Below are 16,561 nucleotides of genomic sequence, written 5' to 3' on the forward strand. Positions count from 1 at the left end.
CAGACGATGCGACCCCCGGGTCGACGGTCCCAATCCACGGAGTCACCCAGCGAGGGTTCATCATGACAATGTTCGACAATATCTCCATACCACGGAAACTGTTTCTGGCCTTCGCCCTGATGCTGGCGGTCGGCCTCGGCATCAACGGCGTCGTCTACTGGAAATCGACCGAGATCCGGCAATCGGTGACTTGGACGGATCACACCATCCAGGTGATCGATTCCACCGACCGGGCGATGGCCGCCATGGTCGATCAGGAGACCGGCTATCGCGGGTTCCTGCTGTCCGCGGACGAGAAGTTCCTCGACCCCTACCGTAAGGGCTGGACCGCGTTCGAGACCGCGTGGCAGCAGGCCAAGGGCCTGACGGCGGACAATCCGGCCCAGCAGGAGCGGCTCGCCACGGTCCGCCGTCTCGCGGAATCCTGGCACACCGGCGTGGCCGAGAGGGGCATCGCCCAGATGGCCGATCCCCGGACCCGCGACGCCGCCCGGCAGGCGGAGATCGCCGGCACCGGAAAGGCCGCGATGGACGGCCTGCGCGGGGAGATCGGCCAGATCATCGGCACCGAATCCGAGCTGATGGAGACGCGCCGCTCCGCGCAGAACGCGGCTTTCGACACGACGACGCAGATGATTCTGCTCGGCATCGTAGCCAATCTGGTGATTGCCGTCGCGATCGGGCTCGTCCTGGTCCGCACCGTCGCCAAGCCCGTCACCCGGATCAGCGCCAGCCTGGCGAATCTCGCCACCCCCTTCGACACGGGGCGGCGGGACGAGGTCGGCCGGATCGAGGGGACCGCCCAGGCGGTGGAGCAGGCCTTCCGGGAGATCTCGGGCGTCCTCGCGGCGGCTTCGGTCGGTGATTTCAGCAAGACGCTGTCGAAGGATTTCGGCGGCCTCAGCAGCGAGGTCGAGGGTAATCTCCGCGCGATGACCGACAACCTGAAGACGATCGCAGGCGTCGCCACTGCTATCGCCTCAGGGGACCTGACCGTCGAGACGCAGCGCCTGTCCGACCAGGACGTGCTCGGCATCGCCCTCGAGCAGATGCTGGAGAAGTTGCGGGCGGTGGTGACCGAGGCGAGCGCGGCGGCCGGCAACGTGTCGGCCGGGTCCGAGGAGCTGTCCTCCTCGGCCCAGCAGCTGTCGCAGGGCTCGACCGAGCAGGCCGCGTCGACGGAACAGGCCTCCGCCTCCATGGAGGAGATGGCCGCCAACGTGAAGCAGAACGCCGAGAATGCCGGCCAGACCGAGGCGATCGCCCGGCAATCGGCCCAGGATGCCGAGGCGAGCGGCGCCGCGGTGGGCCGCGCGGTCGATGCGATGCAGACGATCGCGCAGAAGATCACGATCGTGCAGGAGATCGCCCGGCAAACCGACCTCCTGGCGCTCAACGCGGCGGTGGAGGCCGCGCGTGCGGGCGAGCACGGGCGGGACTTCGCGGTGGTGGCCTCCGAGGTGAGGAAGCTCGCCGAGCGCAGCCAAGCGGCGGCGGCCGAGATCGGGACCTTGTCGGCCGACACCGTCAAGGCGGCACAGCAGGCGGGCGAGATGCTGGGGCGGCTGGTGCCCGACATCAAAAGGACCGCCAGCCTGGTCGAGGAGATCTCGGCGGCGTGCCGGGAGCAGGATGTCGGCTCGGGTCAGATCAATCAAGCGATCCAGCAGCTCGACAAAGTGACCCAGCAGAACGCGAGCGCGTCCGAGCAGGTCTCGGCGACCTCGGACGAACTGGCCCTGCAGGCGGAGCGGCTTCAGGCGACGATCGCCTACTTCCGGATCGAGGCGGCGTCGGGCGGGGAGGCGGCGGCTCCGCGCCTGCGGGCTGCGGCGGCGCGGATGGCGGCGCCGGCCCGGCCGGGCCAGGCGGTCACCCCGAAGGCGCGGGCGCGGACAGCCGGATCGCCGGGCTTCGCCCTCGACATGGGCGAGGGCGAGATCCGCGATGCCCGCGACGCCGAATTCGTCCGCGCCGCCTGATCAGCACGCGCGCCGGGTCCGGACCCGCAAGGGCCCGGACCCAGAAACCACCGACCACCTCACCGATAGGCGGACTCCCGAAGCGGGGATCCGACAGGCGGCGACCGAGCCGGAGACCCGTATGTCCAGCGTCTGGCAGTATCTGACCCTCGGCCTCGATCGCGAGATCTTTGGGATCAATATCGCGTCCGTTCACGAGATCTTGGATTACCGCGCGCCGGCCGCCCTGCCGCACGCGCCGCCCTTCCTGGTCGGCATGATCGATGTCCGCGGGCAGAGCTACCCGGTCATCGACCTGCGGACCAAGCTCGGCCTGCCGGCGATCCCGGTGACGCCCGCCACCCGCATCATCCTTCTGAACATCGCTTTGCGGGACCGCGCCCTGCGGGTTGGCTTCGTGGCCGATCGGGTGATCGAGGTGACGGAACTCGACCGGGCCGAGATGGAATCGGCCCCCGAGGTCGGCGGTCGCTGGCGCTCGAACTACATCGCCGGCATCGGCCGCAAGGGCGAGGCCTTCGTGGTGGTGTTCAACCTCGAAGCGCTCATGGCGGGCGACGATCCCGCCCTGCTTGAGCCGCCGCTCGCCGCCTGACAGCCAGGGATCGATGCCATGCCGCAGCTGAAGGACCGCCATTTCCACACGGTCGCCGATCTGATCCAAGCCCGGATCGGCATCCAGATCCCGGAAGCCAAGCGCACCATGGTCGAGGGCCGGCTGCGCAAGCGCATGCGGGCGCTCGACCTCGACAGCCTCAACGCCTACGGCGACCACCTGTTCGATGACGGGCACCTCGCCGAGGAATTCGTCCACATCATCGACTGCGTCACCACCAACAAGACGGATTTCTTCCGGGAGCCCGCCCATTTCGAGCAGCTGCGCGACGATCTGGTGCCGCTGCTCTGCCGGCGGCGGGGCGGGAACCCGCGCCTCAAGGTCTGGAGCGCCGCCGCCTCGACCGGGGCGGAGGCCTACACCCTGGCGATGATCCTGCAGGACATGATCGCGGCGGGGCACGGGTTCAGCTACGCGATCCTCGGCACGGACATCTCCACGGAGGTCCTGCGCGTCGCCGCGGAGGCGATCTACCCGGAGGAGATGCTGGCCCAGATCCCGCCGGCCTTTCGACGCCGCTACGTGATGACCGCCCGGGACCCGGCGCGGAAGCTCGGGCGGATCGTGCCCGAGCTGCGCAGCCGCGTGCATTTCCAGCGCCTCAACCTGATGGATGCGTCCTACGCGGTCGATCAGGACGTGGACGTCATCGTCTGCCGCAACGTCCTGATCTATTTCGACAAGGACACCCAGAAGGCGGTGCTCGGCCGCCTCGCCCAGCATTTGCGGCCGGGGGGCTTCCTGATCGTCGGGCACTCGGAATCCATGGCCGGAACCGGCGTGCCCGGCCTCACACAGGTTTCCTCGACCATCTTCAGCAGGGCGCGGGACCTGATCCAATGAACCAACGCGATCCGACGCGCGTCCTGATCGTCGACGATTCCGCCTCGGTCCGACAGACCCTCGTGACCATCCTCGAGGGCGCGCCCGACATCCGGGTGATCGGTACGGCCGCGGATCCGTTCATCGCGGCCCGGCGCATCCAGGAGGAGGTGCCGGACGTGATCCTCCTCGACCTCGAATTGCCACGCATGGACGGGCTGACCTTCCTGCGGAAGATCATGGCCCAGCGGCCGATCCCCGTGATCGTCTGCTCCGCCCTGACCGAGGCGGGCTCGCGGACGCTGTTCGATGTGCTTGAGGCCGGTGCCGTCGATGTCGTGTCCAAGCCCCGGATCGACACCCGTCAGTTCCTGGTCGAATCCTCGGTGCGGGTCTGCGACGCGGTGCGGGCCGCCGCCCGGGCCAAGCTGCGTCCGGGCCGCCTGGAATCGCGCCGCATCGAGAAGAAGCTGACGGCCGACGCCGTGCTGCCGGCCCCCAGCCCCAATCGGGCCGTGGCCGAGACGGACCGGATCGTCTGCATCGGCGCCTCGACGGGCGGCACCGAGGCGCTGCGTGACGTGCTGGAGCAACTGCCGCGGGATTGCCCGGGCCTCGTGGTCGTCCAGCACATGCCGGAGCATTTCACCGCCGCCTTCGCCCGGCGGCTCGATGGCCTCTGCACCATTGCGGTAAAGGAGGCTGTGGAAGGCGACCTCGTGCTGCCCGGGCAGGCCTTGATCGCTCCGGGGGGCCGGCACCTCCTGCTGCAGCGGACCGGGAACCGCTACAGCGTGTCGGTGAAGGAGGGCCCGCTGGTCTCACGGCATCGGCCTTCCGTGGACGTGCTGTTCCGGGCGGCGGCCCGCTGCGCCGGCGCGAACGCTCTGGGCATCCTGATGACCGGCATGGGCGACGACGGCGCTACCGGCCTCCTGGAGATGCGCCGCGCCGGGGCGCTCACGGTGGCGCAGGACGAGGAGAGCTGCGTGGTCTTCGGCATGCCCAAGGAGGCGATCGAGCGGGGCGCGGCCGCGAAGGTCGTCCCGCTGGACCGGATTCATCACGAGATACTTCGATTTGGCGCTATGCCGGCACTCCGTCAGCCGGCCTGAGCGGCAAGCTGGCCGCGATCGTCCGCCGGGACTGATCCTGCCGTGCGGGGCTCGGTCCGGATGGTCCGCCCCGAAATCCGCGGTGCTTCCGCGCTCTGCCCCAATCAGCAGGACGGGTCCATCCCGGCCTGACGGACGGTCTCCGACGGCCCAGCCGATGTCAGCGCGCATGAAAATGCCCGCGCCGGCGAACCGGGCGGGCGAAGGTGGATCCACGCTTCGGGGGATCGCGGATCGATAATCGTCCTTTTACCGGGATCCGTGGCATCCAACAGCTTCCGGTGAGGTCTGCCACTGTCGCAGGAGCGACCGCAGGACGATACCGGTATGGGGACGCGGTTCTTGTCGACGGTGAGCGGTCCAGGCGGTGGCCGCCGGGACGCCAGACCTCTGCGCGAGACCTGACCGGGTCAAGCCCATCCGCCCGGGCCGGGCCGTGGTACTATTCGAAGTTGTGGCGTGCCACGGTGAAGGTCCGGCTCCGCCTGAGAAGGTCTCCCCGGACCGGCTGTGCTTCGGCGCACGCACTCTTTTGTGAAGAAACGCTTTCCTGGGCGCGGCTGTTTCATGCCGGTTCCTGGCGACGCTCCGAAACCCAACCGATTCCGGTCGCGTTGATCTGGAAGCGGAGCCGGATCTGAAGACCTCGCAGTGTGAAAGGAGGATGAAGATGCGAATGAAGCTTGCAGGCGCAGCGCTCCTCGCGCTCGGTACGCTCACCGCGTCCGTGGGGACGGCCGAGGCCGCCCAGGGCTGCGGACCCGGGTTCCACCGGGGCTACTCCGGCTGGTGCAGGCCCAATTGGCGTCCCTACGCCTACCGTCCGGTCTTTTATGCCCGGCCGGTGGTCTACGCCTGGCACCGCCCATGGGGCTGGCGCCATCACTGGGGTTGGCATCACGCCGGCTGGCACCGTCATTGGGGCTGGCACCGTCCATGGGGCTGGCATCGGGCCGCGTGGCACCACCGGTGGTAAGCGTCGGGCCGGCGCTCCGGCGCCTCCGGCGCCGGCCTCGACCGGCTATCCGCGGCACAGGACACATCGAGGCGACCGTCAGGCGTCCGCCTCGCTGCGGACCAGCTTGAGGAAGGACAGGGCGGCGCTCGAGAGCGGGCGCCCCGGGCTCCCCAGGACGGTGACCGAGAACGTCACCGTCGGCTGCAAGCGGCGCACGACGACCTGCCCCTTGAGGGCTTTCACGGTCACGGCCTCCGCGATGGCAAAGCCCAGACCCGCGGCCACCATGGCGCAGGCGGCGGCCGCGTTCTGCGTCTCCGCGACGAGGCGCGGCGTGACCCCGTTGACGGTGAAGAGTTCATCGACCTGATCGCGCAGGCGGTACTGCCGACCGAGTGAGATGTAGGGCTCGTCGTGCAGCTCGGAGAGCGGGACGGACTTGTGCCGCGCCAAGCGATGGCCGGGCGGCAGGACCACCAGCCCGGGCAATTCGATCGGCGGCGCCGCCACCAGGGCGCTGCGGCCGACCGGCAGCGCGAAACCGAGATCGGCATTGCCGGCCTGCACCAGGTCGTGGACCTCCCGCGAACTCGCCACCACGAGCGAGATCCGCACCGGCTGCACCTCCATGGCGAACTGGGCCAGCAGCCGCGGGATGAGGGACAGGCCCATCAGCGGCATGGCCGCGACCCGCAATTCCCCGCTGCCCACGCCGCGCATGTCGTCGATGACGCGATCGAGCCGGTCCGCGGCCGCGAACAGGGTCGCGACGGCCCCCTCCAGCTTCACGGCCTCCGGCGTCGGCTGGAGATGGCGCCGCGAGCGGTCGAACAGCGGCAGCCCGGTCTCGTCCTCCAGGCTGCGGAGCAGCTTCGTGACCGCGGGCTGCGTGAGCAGCATCCGCTGCGCCGCCCGGCTGACCGAGCCGCTCTGCATCACGGCCCGGAACGCTTCCAGTTGCCGAAGCCGGCTCGGCGTCATCCAGACCTCGTCTCGCTACCGGAAGGAATGGAACCGCAAAAATTATGAATTTGCGTCTCCCGTCAAGTCTGCGCACGCTACACAGCATTCGCGAGCCAATAGGCGCGGGAGATGCTTATTGGACAAGCGTCTTGCCTGTTCAGCACGCAGGAATGGCTTTCCGATTGCTCACGGAGGCAAGCGATGATGCGTGCGTTACTGGGGTTTCTCTCGGCCGTCGCGCTCTGCGCCGCCCAGGCACCGGCCTCGGCCGAGCCGCGCCTCACCGTGGCGGGCTACGGCGGCAGCTACGAGCAGATCATGCGCACCAGCGTCATCCCGACGTTCGAGCGCGAGAACGACGTCAAGATCGATTATCTGACCGGCAATTCCTCCGACAACCTCGCCCGGATGCAGGCCCAGCGCGGCCATCAGACGGTCGGCGTGGCGGTGCTGGATGACGGTCCGATGGTGCAGGCCGTCTCCCTCGGCCTGTGCCGCAAGCTCCCCGACGCGGTGCGCGACGCGGTCTACCCGATCGCGGTCCTGGGCGACGATCACGCCGTCGGCACCGGCTTCGGCTTCACGGGGATCGCCTACAACACGAAGCTATTCCAGGAGCGCGGTTTCCCGGCGCCGACCTCGTGGATGGATCTCGCCAAACCGGACTACCGCCAGCGGATCGCGATCCCCGGCATCGACAACACCTACGGCGTCCACACGCTGGCGATGATGGCCCGTATCCACGGCGGCAGCGACAGCGACATCGCGCCGGGGCTGAAGGTCATGCGCCAGCAGATCAACCCGAACGTGCTCGCCTACGAGAGCTCGCCCGGCAAGATGAGCGAGATGTTCCAGTCGGGGGAGATCTGGCTCGCCGTCTGGGGTTCGTCCCGGGTCGCCGCCATGCAGCAGGCGGGATTTCCCCTGGCGATTGCCCGGCCGAAGGAGGGCGCGGTCGTCCTGATGACGGCCGGCTGCGCCATCACCGACAGCCCGGAGCCGGCGCTCGCCGACAAGTTCCTCGCCTATCTCGTCTCGCCGAAGGTCCAGGAGATCTTCGCCACGCAGTACGGGGCGGGCCCGACCAACCGCGCGACGAAGCTGCCGCCGGACGTGGCGTCCCGCGTGATCTACGGCGAGGATCAGGTGCGCTCGCTGATCGGGCTTGACTGGGACGTGGTCAACCGCAACCGCCCCGACTGGACGCGCCAATGGCAGCGGCAGGTCGAGCGCTGATGTCCGCGCCCGCCTTCCTGACCCTCGACGGCCTCGGCAAGGATTACGGCACCGTCACCGCGGTGCGCGAGGTCAGCCTCGCGGTGGCGCCCGGCGAGTTCCTCGGCCTGCTCGGGCCCTCCGGCTGCGGCAAGACCACGACGCTGCAGATGATCGCCGGCTTCGAGACCCCGAGCCGCGGCCGCATCCTGATGGAGGGGCGCGACCTGACCGGGATGCCGCCGGCCCAGCGCGGCATCGGGCTGGTGTTTCAGTCCTACGCCCTGTTCCCCCACATGACCGCCGCCGAGAACGTGGCCTTCGGGCTGGAGATGCGCCGGGTGCCCAGGGCCGAGCGCGGCAGGCGGGTCGCCGAGGCGCTGGCGCAGGTCCGCCTCGGGCACCTCGCCGAGCGCTACCCGCGCAACATGTCGGGCGGCCAGCAGCAGCGGGTCGCCCTGGCGCGGGCGCTGGTGGTCGAGCCACGGCTGCTCCTCCTCGACGAGCCGCTCTCGAATCTCGACGCCAAGCTGCGCGAGGAGATGCAGATCGAGCTGCGCGACCTGCAGCGCCGGATCGGCGTCACCACGGTGCTGGTCACCCACGATCAGGCCGAGGCCATGGCCCTGTGCGACCGGGTGGCGATCATGCAGGGCGGCCGGGTCGTCCAGATCGACGCGCCCTGGCAGGCCTACGACATCCCGGCGGATGCGTTCGTGGCCGACTTCCTCGGCCGCAGCAACCGGCTGCCGGCCCGCGCCGCCGCTGGCGAGGCGGAGGCGGCGGGCCATCGCTTCTCCCTGCCGCCGGAACTGGCTGACCGCCAGGGCGACATCCTGCTCACGATCCGGCCCGAGCGCCTGCGCATCCGCTGTGAGCGGGCGCCGGAGGGACCGCCTGGCCTCGAAGGGCGCGTGCAGGCGCGGCTCTTCCTCGGCGGGTTCTGGCTCTACACGGTGGAGACGGCGCTTGGCGCCTTCGCCGTCATGGCGCAGAACACCGGCGCGACGCCGCTCGACGAGGGCGCCGCGGTGACCCTCGACTGGGACGCCCACAGCCTGCGGCGGCTGGAGACGGCATGACCCGCTCCGACCGCCTCACCCCAGCGCTGCTGACGGCGCCCTCCGCCCTCGTCTATGCCGGGGCTTTGCTCGTCCCGCTCGCCGGCGTGCTGGCCCTGAGCCTGCACGGCTTCGACTTCGAGAAGGGGGTCCTGCCCGGCTGGGGGCTCGCCAATTACCAGGATCTTTTCACCGATCCGCTGTTCGGCGAGGCCCTGGCCCGCACCTTCCGCATCGCCGGGCTGACCACCCTGATCTGCCTCCTCGTCGGGGTGCCGGAGGCCTGGATCATCCACCGGATGGACCCGCGCTGGCGCGGCCCGATGCTCCTCGTCGTGGTCGGGCCGCTGCTGGTCTCGGTGGTGGTGCGCAATTTCGGCTGGATGGTGCTGCTCGGCACGAACGGCCTCGTGAACCAGACGCTCGCCGCGCTCCACGTGCCCGGCGCCCCGTTCCGCCTGATGTTCACCGAACTCGCGGTGGTGATCGGCCTCGTCCACGTGATGGTGCCGCTCGTGGTGCTGTCCGTCTGGGCGAGCCTCGGCCGGCTCGATCCGGTGCTGGAGCGGGCCGCCACCAGCCTCGGGGCGGGGCGGGTCACGGTGTTCACCCGCGTCGTGCTGCCCAACGTCATGCCCGGCGTCATGGCGGGGGCGCTGATGGTGTTCTGCCTCTCGGCCTCGGCCTTCGCGACGCCCGCCATGCTGGGGGGCAAGCGCCTGAAGGTCGTCTCCAGCATGACCTATAACGAGTTCCTCAACACCCTGAACTGGCCGCTCGGCGCCGCCCTCGCCACCGTGCTGATGGCGGCGATCCTGCTCGCCACGCTCCTCTGGACGCGGCTCGTCGAGAAGCGGGCGCTGCGGCGGCTCGGCGAAGCCGCGCAGGGAGGCCCGGTATGAGTGCCAACAGCTCCAGCCGCAACGGTCCTTTGGCACTCGCCTTCCACGCCCTGTTCCTCGCCTTCATCCTGGCGCCGCTCGTGGTGGTGATCGCCGTCTCGTTCACCGGCCAGGGTTACCTCGCCCTGCCGTTCGACGGCCTGTCGCTGCGCTGGTGGCGGGCGATCGGCGACAACCCCCGCTTCCTGGAGAGCTTCTGGTACAGCACGCGCCTCGGCGTGACCGCCGCGACCATCTCCGCCCTGATCGCCGTGCCGGCCGCCCTGGCGATCGCCCGCTGGCACTTCCCCGGCCGGGGCACCCTCGTGGCGATCCTCGCCTCGCCGCTGATGATCCCGCACGTGGTGCTGGGCGTGGCGCTGCTGCGGTTCTTCTCCGGCTTCGGCCTGTCGGGCAGCTTCGCCGGCCTCGTGGCGGCCCATGTCATCGTGATCACACCCTACATGCTGCGCCTCGTCGGCGCCGGCCTGTCGGGGCTCGATCTGCGTATCGAGCGCGCCGCCGAGAGCCTCGGCGCCGATCGGTTCACGGTGTTCCGGCGCGTGACGCTGCCGCTGATCGCCCCTGGCCTCGCGGGCGGCTGGATTCTGGCCTTCGTGACGAGCTTCGACGAATTGACGGTGAGCCTGTTCCTGGCCTCGCCGGCCGCCAACCCGCTGCCGGTCCAGCTCTTCAACTACATCGACCAGATGACCGACCCGCTGGTCGCGTCGGTCTCGGCGGCGCTGATCCTCGTCACCGCCCTGGTCCTCTTGGGGCTCGATCGCTTCTACCCGATCGACCGCCTGCTTACCGGGGAGCGCCGCGCATGACAGCGAGCGGACACGCGATGCACGACGCGATCGTAATCGGCGGCGGCCTCGTCGGCGCGGCCATCGCCTACGGCCTCCAGCGGCAAGGCCTGTCGACCGTGATGCTCGACGAGGGCGACGTCGCCCACCGGGCGAGCCGTGGCAATTTCGGGCTGGTCTGGGTCCAGTCGAAGGGCCTCGGCGCGCCGCATTACCAGCACTGGACCCATGCCTCGGCCCGGGCCTGGCCGGAACTCGCCGCCAACCTGCAGGCCGAGACCGGCATCGGCGTCGGGCTGCACCAGCCGGGCGGCCTGCATTTCTGCTTCTCGGACGAGGAGATGGCGCAGCGCGACGCGCTGATGGGCCAGTTGCGCCGGGAGGCCGGCAATGCCGGCTACGCGTACCGCATGATCCCGGTGGCGGAACTGCGCGACATGGTGCCGGGTCTCGGCCCCCAGGTCGTGGGCGCGTCCTGGACGCCTTACGACGGGCATGCCAGCCCGCTGCACCTCCTGCGCGCGCTCCACGCGGCGTTCCAGGATCAGGCCGGCCTCTACCGGCCGAACGCGAGGGTCACGGCCATCCAGGCGGCCCCGCGCGACTTCACCGTCGCGATCGGGTCCGAGACCGTCCGGGCGCCACGCCTCGTCCTCGCCTCGGGTCTCGGCAACGCCGAGCTCGCGCCGCTGGTCGGTCTGTCGGCGCCCCTGCGCCCCGAGCGCGGCCAGATCCTCGTCACGGAGCGCACCCGGCAGGTGCTCGCTCTGCCGACCCACGTCGTCCGCCAGACTGAGGAGGGGTCTCTGCTGCTCGGTGACAGCAAGGAGGATATGGGCTTCGACACCCTGACCCAGACCCCGGCGATCATGCGGGCCATCGCCCGCAAGGCGGTCCAGACCTTCCCGTGGATCGCCGAACTCAACATCGTCCGGGCCTGGGCGGCGCTCCGGGTCATGTCGCCGGACGGCAAGCCGATCTACGACGAATCCGAGCGCTACCCCGGCGCCACCATCGCCAATTGCCATTCCGGCGTCACCCTGGCCGGGGCGCATGCGAGCCTGCTCGCCCCGATGATCGCGGCCGGCGCGCTGGCGCCGGAGATGTCCCCCTTCAGCGCGAGACGGTTCGATGTTCAGAAGGCGGCCTGAGGCCCGTCCGGCCCCCGGGGACCGGCTGGTTGAAGTCTTCGTCGCGGGCCGGCCCGTCCGCGTCCCGGAGGGCGCCTCGGCGGCCGCGGCGGTCCTGCTCTCGGGTGCGCCCGCGATCCGCACGACCCCGGTCGGCGGCGCCCCGCGCCTCCCCTATTGCATGATCGGCATCTGCTTCGATTGCCTCGCGGAGATCGACGGGGTGGCCAACCGGCAATCCTGCCTCGTGCCGGTCGCCCCGGGCATGCGGATCGAGCCGCAGACCGGCGCCCGCGCGGCGCGGATCGAGGACGCCGCATGAGTGACGGCATGAATTCCGATCTCGCCATCGTGGGCGCCGGCCCGGCCGGCATGGCCGCCGCCATCGAGGCCGCGTCCCTCGGACTCTCGGTCACCGTGCTGGACGAGCAGCCCGCCCCGGGCGGACAGGTGTTTCGGGCGGTGGAGGCCGCCGCCGGTGATCCGGCCCTCGCGGGCGAGTTCCTCGATGCCGGCGGCGCCCTGGCAGGCGCCTTCCGGGCCACGAAGGGGATCGCCTACCGGCCGCGGTCCACGCTCTGGCACCTCGACCCCGATGCGGGCGTGCTGTCGGTGACCGCGGCAGGCGCCACCGCGGAGATTGCGGCGCGGCGCGTCCTCCTCGCGACCGGCGCCCAGGAGCGACCCGTCCCGATTCCCGGCTGGACGCTGCCGGGTGTGATGAGCGCGGGCGCCGCCCAGATCCTGCTCAAGACGGCTGGCGCCGTGCCGGGGGGATCCGTCGTGATCGCCGGGCAAGGGCCGCTCTGCTGGCTGCTGGCCGTGCAACTCCTGCGGGCCGGTGTCGAGCGGCTGACTCTTCTGGAGACCGGCGCCGGCGGTGCCCTCCGGGATGCGCTGCGGGCGGGCGGCCTCTGGACGGGGCGCAAGCTCCTGGCGAAGGGCGTCGCCCTGATGCGCGAGACCCGGGCGCGGGGCCTCACCGTGGTGCGCAACGTCCGCGACCTGCGGGCGGAGGGCGACGGCCGGGTCTCGACCGTGCGCTGGCATCAGGGCGGCCGGGATCACGCGCTGGCCTGCGACACGCTCCTGCTGCACGAGGGGGTGATCCCCTCGACCCACATCACCCGGGCCCTGGGCCTCGATCACGACTGGGACGACAGGCAGCTGTGCTGGCGGCCGCGCCTGGATGAATGGGGCGCCACGAGCCATCCGAACGTGGCGGTGGCGGGCGATGGCGGCGGCATCGGCGGCTGGGAGGCCGCTGCGGCAAGCGGTCGACTCGCCGCGATCGATGCGGCCCGCCGGCTGGGCCGGCTCGACGCCGCCGCCCGCGCCGCCCGCGCCGCGGAGGCCCGCAAGGCTCAGCGCGCGGCCCTGGCGCTCCGGCCCTTCCTCGACCGGCTCTACCGCCCCGCCCCGGGCATCCTCACCCCGGCCGACGACACGATCGTCTGCCGCTGCGAGGAGATCACGGCCGGGCATATCCGCGGGGCCGCCCGCCGCGGCGCCGCCGGCCCGAATCAGGTAAAGGCCTATCTGCGGGCCGGCATGGGGCCCTGCCAGGGCCGCATGTGCGGCACCGTCGTCGCCGGGCTGATCGCCGAGACCCGCGGGGCCACGATGGAACAGGTCGGCGCCCTGCGGCCCCGGGCGCCGTTCAAGCCGATGACGGTGGGCGAACTCGCGAACGAGCGGCCCGAGGCGATGCCGGAGCTGACGGCGTGAGCGCCATCGAGACGCCCCGGATCGTGATCGTCGGCGGCGGCCCGGCCGGTCGCGCCGCGCACGCCGCGCTGCCGGGCGCCGTCCTGATCGCCCGGCCCGACGCGACCGCTTGGCACGCCGAGCCCGGCCACCTGTGGGTCGAGGGCGACGGGCGGGTCTGGGCCGAGCCGTTCGACGCGTTGCTGGTCTGCGCCGACGAACCGCTGCTGCTGGCCACCCTCGGCTGCGGCATCCAGGCCGGCCGGGTCGTGGCCGATGCCGCAGGCCGCACCGGCGTGCCGGGCATCTCGGTGGCCGGCCGCGTGGCGGGGGCGGCGGACCGGCAGGATGCGGAACGTCAGGCGATTCTTGCCGCGCGCGCCCTCGCCGCCGGGTCGGTGGATACGGACGCGCCGGTGATCCCGCCCGCTGAGACCCTCGCCGCCCTGCGGCTCGATCCGGTCGCCCTCGCGGCTTTGCTCGAACAGCCCGTGGGCCTCGAGCGCGACCGGGCTGCCCTCGCGCAGCACGCGATCCTGGGCGCGGTGGTACCGGCGCGGCCCGTCAGTCTCGCGGCACTGGCCGGGCTCGTTGCCACGATGCCGGAGGCGGTTCCCCCGCAGGCGGATATGGACATCCTCGCATGACGGATCCCGATATCCTCATCGTTGGTGGGGGACTGCACGGGCTTTCCGCGGCCCTGCACCTCGCCCGGGCCGGCCGACGCGTGCGCGTGCTGGAGGCCCGGCAGGTCGGCGCCCAGGCTTCGGGCTACTCCGCGGGCGGCGTGCGTACGCTGGGCCGACACCCCGCGGAAGTGCCGCTCGCCCTGGAGGCGATCGAGCGCTGGCACACCATCGCGGATCTCGTTGGCGAGGATTGCGGTTTCCGCCCCGTCGGACAGGTCCGGGTGGCCGAGACCGAGGCCGAGCTCGCCAGCCTCGCCGCGCGCGTCGAGCACCTGCGCGCCGCCGGCTGGACCCACGAGGAGCTGGCGGATGCCGATACGGTGCGCCGGCTGCTCCCGGCCGTCGCTCCCCACGTCGTCGGCGGCATCGTCGCCCGTCGCGACGGCTTCGCGTCCCCGCTGCGGACGACACGCGCCTTCGGCCGCGCCGCCGAGGCGGCCCGCGCCGTAGTGATCGAGGGGGCCCGCGTCGCGGCAGTCGAGCGCCAAGCCGGGCTCTGGCGCCTTCGGACACAGGGCGGTGAGACCCATGCCGCTCCCCTCCTGCTCAACGCCGCGGGGGCCTGGGGCGGCCGCATCGCCCGCGCGGCCGGGGAGCCGATCCCGTTCGGTTTCAACGCCTTCCAGATGCTGCTCACCGAGGCTCTGCCGCCGCTCCTGACGCCGGTGGTGGGGGCGGCCGGGCGCCCCCTGTCGTTCAAGCAATCCGACAGCGGCCATGTGATGATCGGCGGCGGCCACAAGGGGCAGGCCGATCTCGATACGGGCGCGATACGTCTCGACGTCCCGCGCCTCGCCTATTCGGCCCGCACGGCGCTCGACCTCTTCCCGGCCCTGCAAGGGGCGCGGATCGTCCACGCCTGGGCCGGCATCGAGGGCGTCACGCCGGACGAGTTGCCGGTGATCGGCCGGTCCGCCGTGGCGGACGGACTGGTCCACGCCTTCGGCTTCTCCGGGCACGGTTTCGCGCTCGCGCCCGTGATCGGCGCGCGCGTCGCCGGCCTGCTGCTCGACGGACCGGAGGCGCACGACCTCACGGCGTTTGCGCCGGCCCGCTTCACCTTCGGTGGCCCCGTCCCCGAGACCCGACCGGCCCTGCTGCAGCCGGCCGGCTGATCCTCCACCCACAAGGACCTGTTGCGATGATCGAACGCCATATCCGCACGCCCATCATGCACCGCGTGGTGGAGCATGGCGGCGTCCTCTACTTCGGCGGCATCGTGGCGGAGGACCGCTCGGCGCCGATGCGGGGGCAGACCGAGCAGATCCTGGCGCGGATCGACGCGCTGCTCGCCGAGACGGGCAGCGACCGAAGCAAGATCCTCACGGCGACGCTCTACATCACCGACATGGCGCTCAAGGACGAGATGAACGCCGCCTGGACCGCGTGGTTCACCCCCGAGACCCTGCCGAGCCGCTCCACCATCGGAGTCGCCGAATTGGGACCCAACGTTCTGATCGAGGCCGTGATCACCGCCGCGAAGTAATCGCCGGAGGCTGCATCCTGGGATCGTTCATGGGGCTGCCTCAGGATGCGGCTCTGAACGTCGCCGCTCGCGGCGACTGGAGCCGTCACTTCCTGTTGGTGATCAGGCTGTCGACGTTCTTGTTGGCTTCCTTGTTGTCTTTCTTCTGTCTGGTGACCTGAGTTTTAGTGTCCTTCATCGACATCGCGTCCCGCTTGCCCTGCGGCATCTCCTTCGGTGCAGCCATGGCGGGAACGGTGGCCAGAAGAAAGACCGAGCACAGGGCGGCGCTGACCGTTGTCTTGATCATGATCATCCTCCATTGATTTGTCTTGGCACGAAGTCTTGATGATATCTTCCGTTCCTGGTTGATCGATCACGAATTTGGCATTGTCTTCAGCCGGCCCGAAAACGCCGGCCTCTCCACTGCAGACATAGGCCAAGGTGCGGCCTCATCGGGGCCGGCTGCCGTCGGAGGGGTGGAACGCGGGTTGGGTCGGCAGGTCGCCGCTGTCGAGCTGAAGGCAGGTCAGCAGCGCCACGTAGGACGGCGCACCGCCGATCATGCTCTCCGCCCGGCAGACGCGGCGTTCCCCGGTGCGGAAGGTGTGCCACTGCGTCTTCAGAATGCGCCGCGCCGCGCGCTCGTCGGACAGGCAGCCTCGGTAACCCGCCCGATCGACCGGCCCGGGTCCCGCGTTGCGCTCCAGCGTGCAGACCGCGTGGATGTCGAAGCGCGGGAGCCCGCCGGCCCACGCATGGGCCGGCATCGATCCGCAGAGGAGCAGGCCGAACGCGAGGCAGGCGCCGGGGCGGATCCTGGTCATATCGGCCTCGTCGGCGGGTCATGCGATACGGTGGGTCCGCGGCGGCCGTGACCCCGCATGGCCGGCCGGGGCCGAGCCCGGCCGGCGGTCAGCCGTCTACTTGCCGGTCTTGGCGCCTGCGGCCGTGCCGGTCGCCATCGGAGATCCGGTGGTCCCCGCCGCGGCCTTGCCGGTCTGCGGGAGGGCGACCGCGTCGATCACGTCGAAGCGCATCCCGTCCTGGGCGGTCTTCAGGATCGCGTTGGCCTCGTAATACTTGCCCTGGCCGATCAGCGTCGCCGCCTGATCGACGTCGGCGATGGTCTTGTTCAGCGGCAG

19 protein-coding genes are annotated in these 16,561 nt (G+C 70.9%); 15 read left to right on the forward strand and 4 right to left on the reverse strand.

The window, feature by feature from the left end; genetic code table 11:
- The first annotated feature begins 62 nt into the window (after positions 1–62).
- From MKK88_RS21855 to MKK88_RS21875, 5 genes are all read left to right on the forward strand, one after another.
- Positions 63–1,982 carry a methyl-accepting chemotaxis protein gene (locus tag MKK88_RS21855; RefSeq protein WP_244003431.1) on the forward strand — a complete coding sequence of 640 codons (1,920 nt, stop codon included), beginning with the start codon at positions 63–65 and terminating at the stop codon, positions 1,980–1,982.
- A gap of 121 nt (positions 1,983–2,103) precedes the next feature.
- Positions 2,104–2,577 (forward strand): chemotaxis protein CheW, encoded by a 474-nt coding sequence (locus MKK88_RS21860; RefSeq protein ID WP_244003433.1) that lies wholly within the window; start codon positions 2,104–2,106, stop codon positions 2,575–2,577.
- Between the two features lie 18 nt (positions 2,578–2,595).
- Positions 2,596–3,441, forward strand: a complete 846-nt coding sequence (locus tag MKK88_RS21865) for a CheR family methyltransferase (protein WP_244003435.1) — start codon at positions 2,596–2,598, stop codon at positions 3,439–3,441.
- Entirely contained in the window at positions 3,438–4,535 is a 1,098-nt protein-coding gene (locus MKK88_RS21870) for a chemotaxis response regulator protein-glutamate methylesterase (protein WP_244003437.1), read from the forward strand. Before MKK88_RS21865 ends, MKK88_RS21870 begins: the two co-directional genes overlap by 4 nt.
- Positions 4,536–5,205: 670 nt before the next feature.
- Entirely contained in the window at positions 5,206–5,511 is a 306-nt protein-coding gene (locus MKK88_RS21875) for a GCG_CRPN prefix-to-repeats domain-containing protein (protein WP_313902340.1), read from the forward strand.
- 78 nt (positions 5,512–5,589) lie between these two features.
- Here MKK88_RS21875 and MKK88_RS21880 read toward each other — a convergent pair whose 3' ends face one another.
- Positions 5,590–6,474 carry a LysR family transcriptional regulator gene (locus tag MKK88_RS21880; RefSeq protein WP_244003439.1) on the reverse strand — a complete coding sequence of 295 codons (885 nt, stop codon included), beginning with the start codon at positions 6,472–6,474 and terminating at the stop codon, positions 5,590–5,592.
- 186 nt (positions 6,475–6,660) lie between these two features.
- On the opposite strand from MKK88_RS21880, the gene MKK88_RS21885 reads away from it, so the two are divergent.
- The 10 genes from MKK88_RS21885 to MKK88_RS21930 are packed head-to-tail and all read left to right on the forward strand — an operon-like array spanning position 6,661 to position 15,437.
- Positions 6,661–7,692: an ABC transporter substrate-binding protein gene (locus tag MKK88_RS21885; protein WP_244003440.1), complete on the forward strand. Its 1,032-nt coding sequence runs from the start codon at positions 6,661–6,663 to the stop codon at positions 7,690–7,692.
- On the forward strand, positions 7,692–8,753 hold the full coding sequence (locus MKK88_RS21890) for an ABC transporter ATP-binding protein (RefSeq protein WP_244003442.1): 1,062 nt from the start codon (positions 7,692–7,694) through the stop codon (positions 8,751–8,753). The genes MKK88_RS21885 and MKK88_RS21890 overlap by 1 nt, the downstream gene beginning before the upstream one ends.
- On the forward strand, positions 8,750–9,634 hold the full coding sequence (locus MKK88_RS21895) for an ABC transporter permease (RefSeq protein WP_244003444.1): 885 nt from the start codon (positions 8,750–8,752) through the stop codon (positions 9,632–9,634). The genes MKK88_RS21890 and MKK88_RS21895 overlap by 4 nt, the downstream gene beginning before the upstream one ends.
- Complete coding sequence (locus MKK88_RS21900) at positions 9,631–10,446, forward strand: ABC transporter permease (RefSeq protein ID WP_244003446.1); 816 nt, start codon at positions 9,631–9,633, stop codon at positions 10,444–10,446. The genes MKK88_RS21895 and MKK88_RS21900 overlap by 4 nt, the downstream gene beginning before the upstream one ends.
- Entirely contained in the window at positions 10,443–11,576 is a 1,134-nt protein-coding gene (locus MKK88_RS21905) for an NAD(P)/FAD-dependent oxidoreductase (protein ID WP_244003448.1), read from the forward strand. Before MKK88_RS21900 ends, MKK88_RS21905 begins: the two co-directional genes overlap by 4 nt.
- Complete coding sequence (locus MKK88_RS21910; protein WP_244003450.1) at positions 11,557–11,877, forward strand: (2Fe-2S)-binding protein; 321 nt, start codon at positions 11,557–11,559, stop codon at positions 11,875–11,877. The genes MKK88_RS21905 and MKK88_RS21910 overlap by 20 nt, the downstream gene beginning before the upstream one ends.
- Entirely contained in the window at positions 11,874–13,283 is a 1,410-nt protein-coding gene (locus MKK88_RS21915) for an NAD(P)/FAD-dependent oxidoreductase (protein ID WP_244003452.1), read from the forward strand. The genes MKK88_RS21910 and MKK88_RS21915 overlap by 4 nt, the downstream gene beginning before the upstream one ends.
- A complete protein-coding gene (locus MKK88_RS21920) occupies positions 13,280–13,909 on the forward strand; it encodes a hypothetical protein (protein WP_244003454.1) in 630 nt (209 codons plus the stop codon). Before MKK88_RS21915 ends, MKK88_RS21920 begins: the two co-directional genes overlap by 4 nt.
- On the forward strand, positions 13,906–15,066 hold the full coding sequence (locus MKK88_RS21925) for an NAD(P)/FAD-dependent oxidoreductase (protein ID WP_244003455.1): 1,161 nt from the start codon (positions 13,906–13,908) through the stop codon (positions 15,064–15,066). Before MKK88_RS21920 ends, MKK88_RS21925 begins: the two co-directional genes overlap by 4 nt.
- 26 nt (positions 15,067–15,092) lie before the next feature.
- Positions 15,093–15,437: a RidA family protein gene (locus MKK88_RS21930; protein ID WP_244003457.1), complete on the forward strand. Its 345-nt coding sequence runs from the start codon at positions 15,093–15,095 to the stop codon at positions 15,435–15,437.
- Between the two features lie 85 nt (positions 15,438–15,522).
- Here the strand turns inward: MKK88_RS21930 and MKK88_RS21935 are convergent, their stop codons facing one another.
- From MKK88_RS21935 to MKK88_RS21945, 3 genes are all read right to left on the reverse strand, one after another.
- Positions 15,523–15,726: a hypothetical protein gene (locus MKK88_RS21935; RefSeq protein ID WP_244003459.1), complete on the reverse strand. Its 204-nt coding sequence runs from the start codon at positions 15,724–15,726 to the stop codon at positions 15,523–15,525.
- A gap of 142 nt (positions 15,727–15,868) precedes the next feature.
- Positions 15,869–16,243, reverse strand: a complete 375-nt coding sequence (locus MKK88_RS21940; protein WP_244003461.1) for a hypothetical protein — start codon at positions 16,241–16,243, stop codon at positions 15,869–15,871.
- Positions 16,244–16,339: 96 nt separating this feature from the next.
- The coding region (locus MKK88_RS21945; protein WP_244003463.1) for a YfdX family protein at positions 16,340–16,561 on the reverse strand (222 nt) is incomplete at its 5' end.

It is taken from the genome of Methylobacterium sp. E-005, assembly GCF_022829725.1.
In the GTDB taxonomy this organism is placed as follows: Bacteria; Pseudomonadota; Alphaproteobacteria; order Rhizobiales; family Beijerinckiaceae; genus Methylobacterium.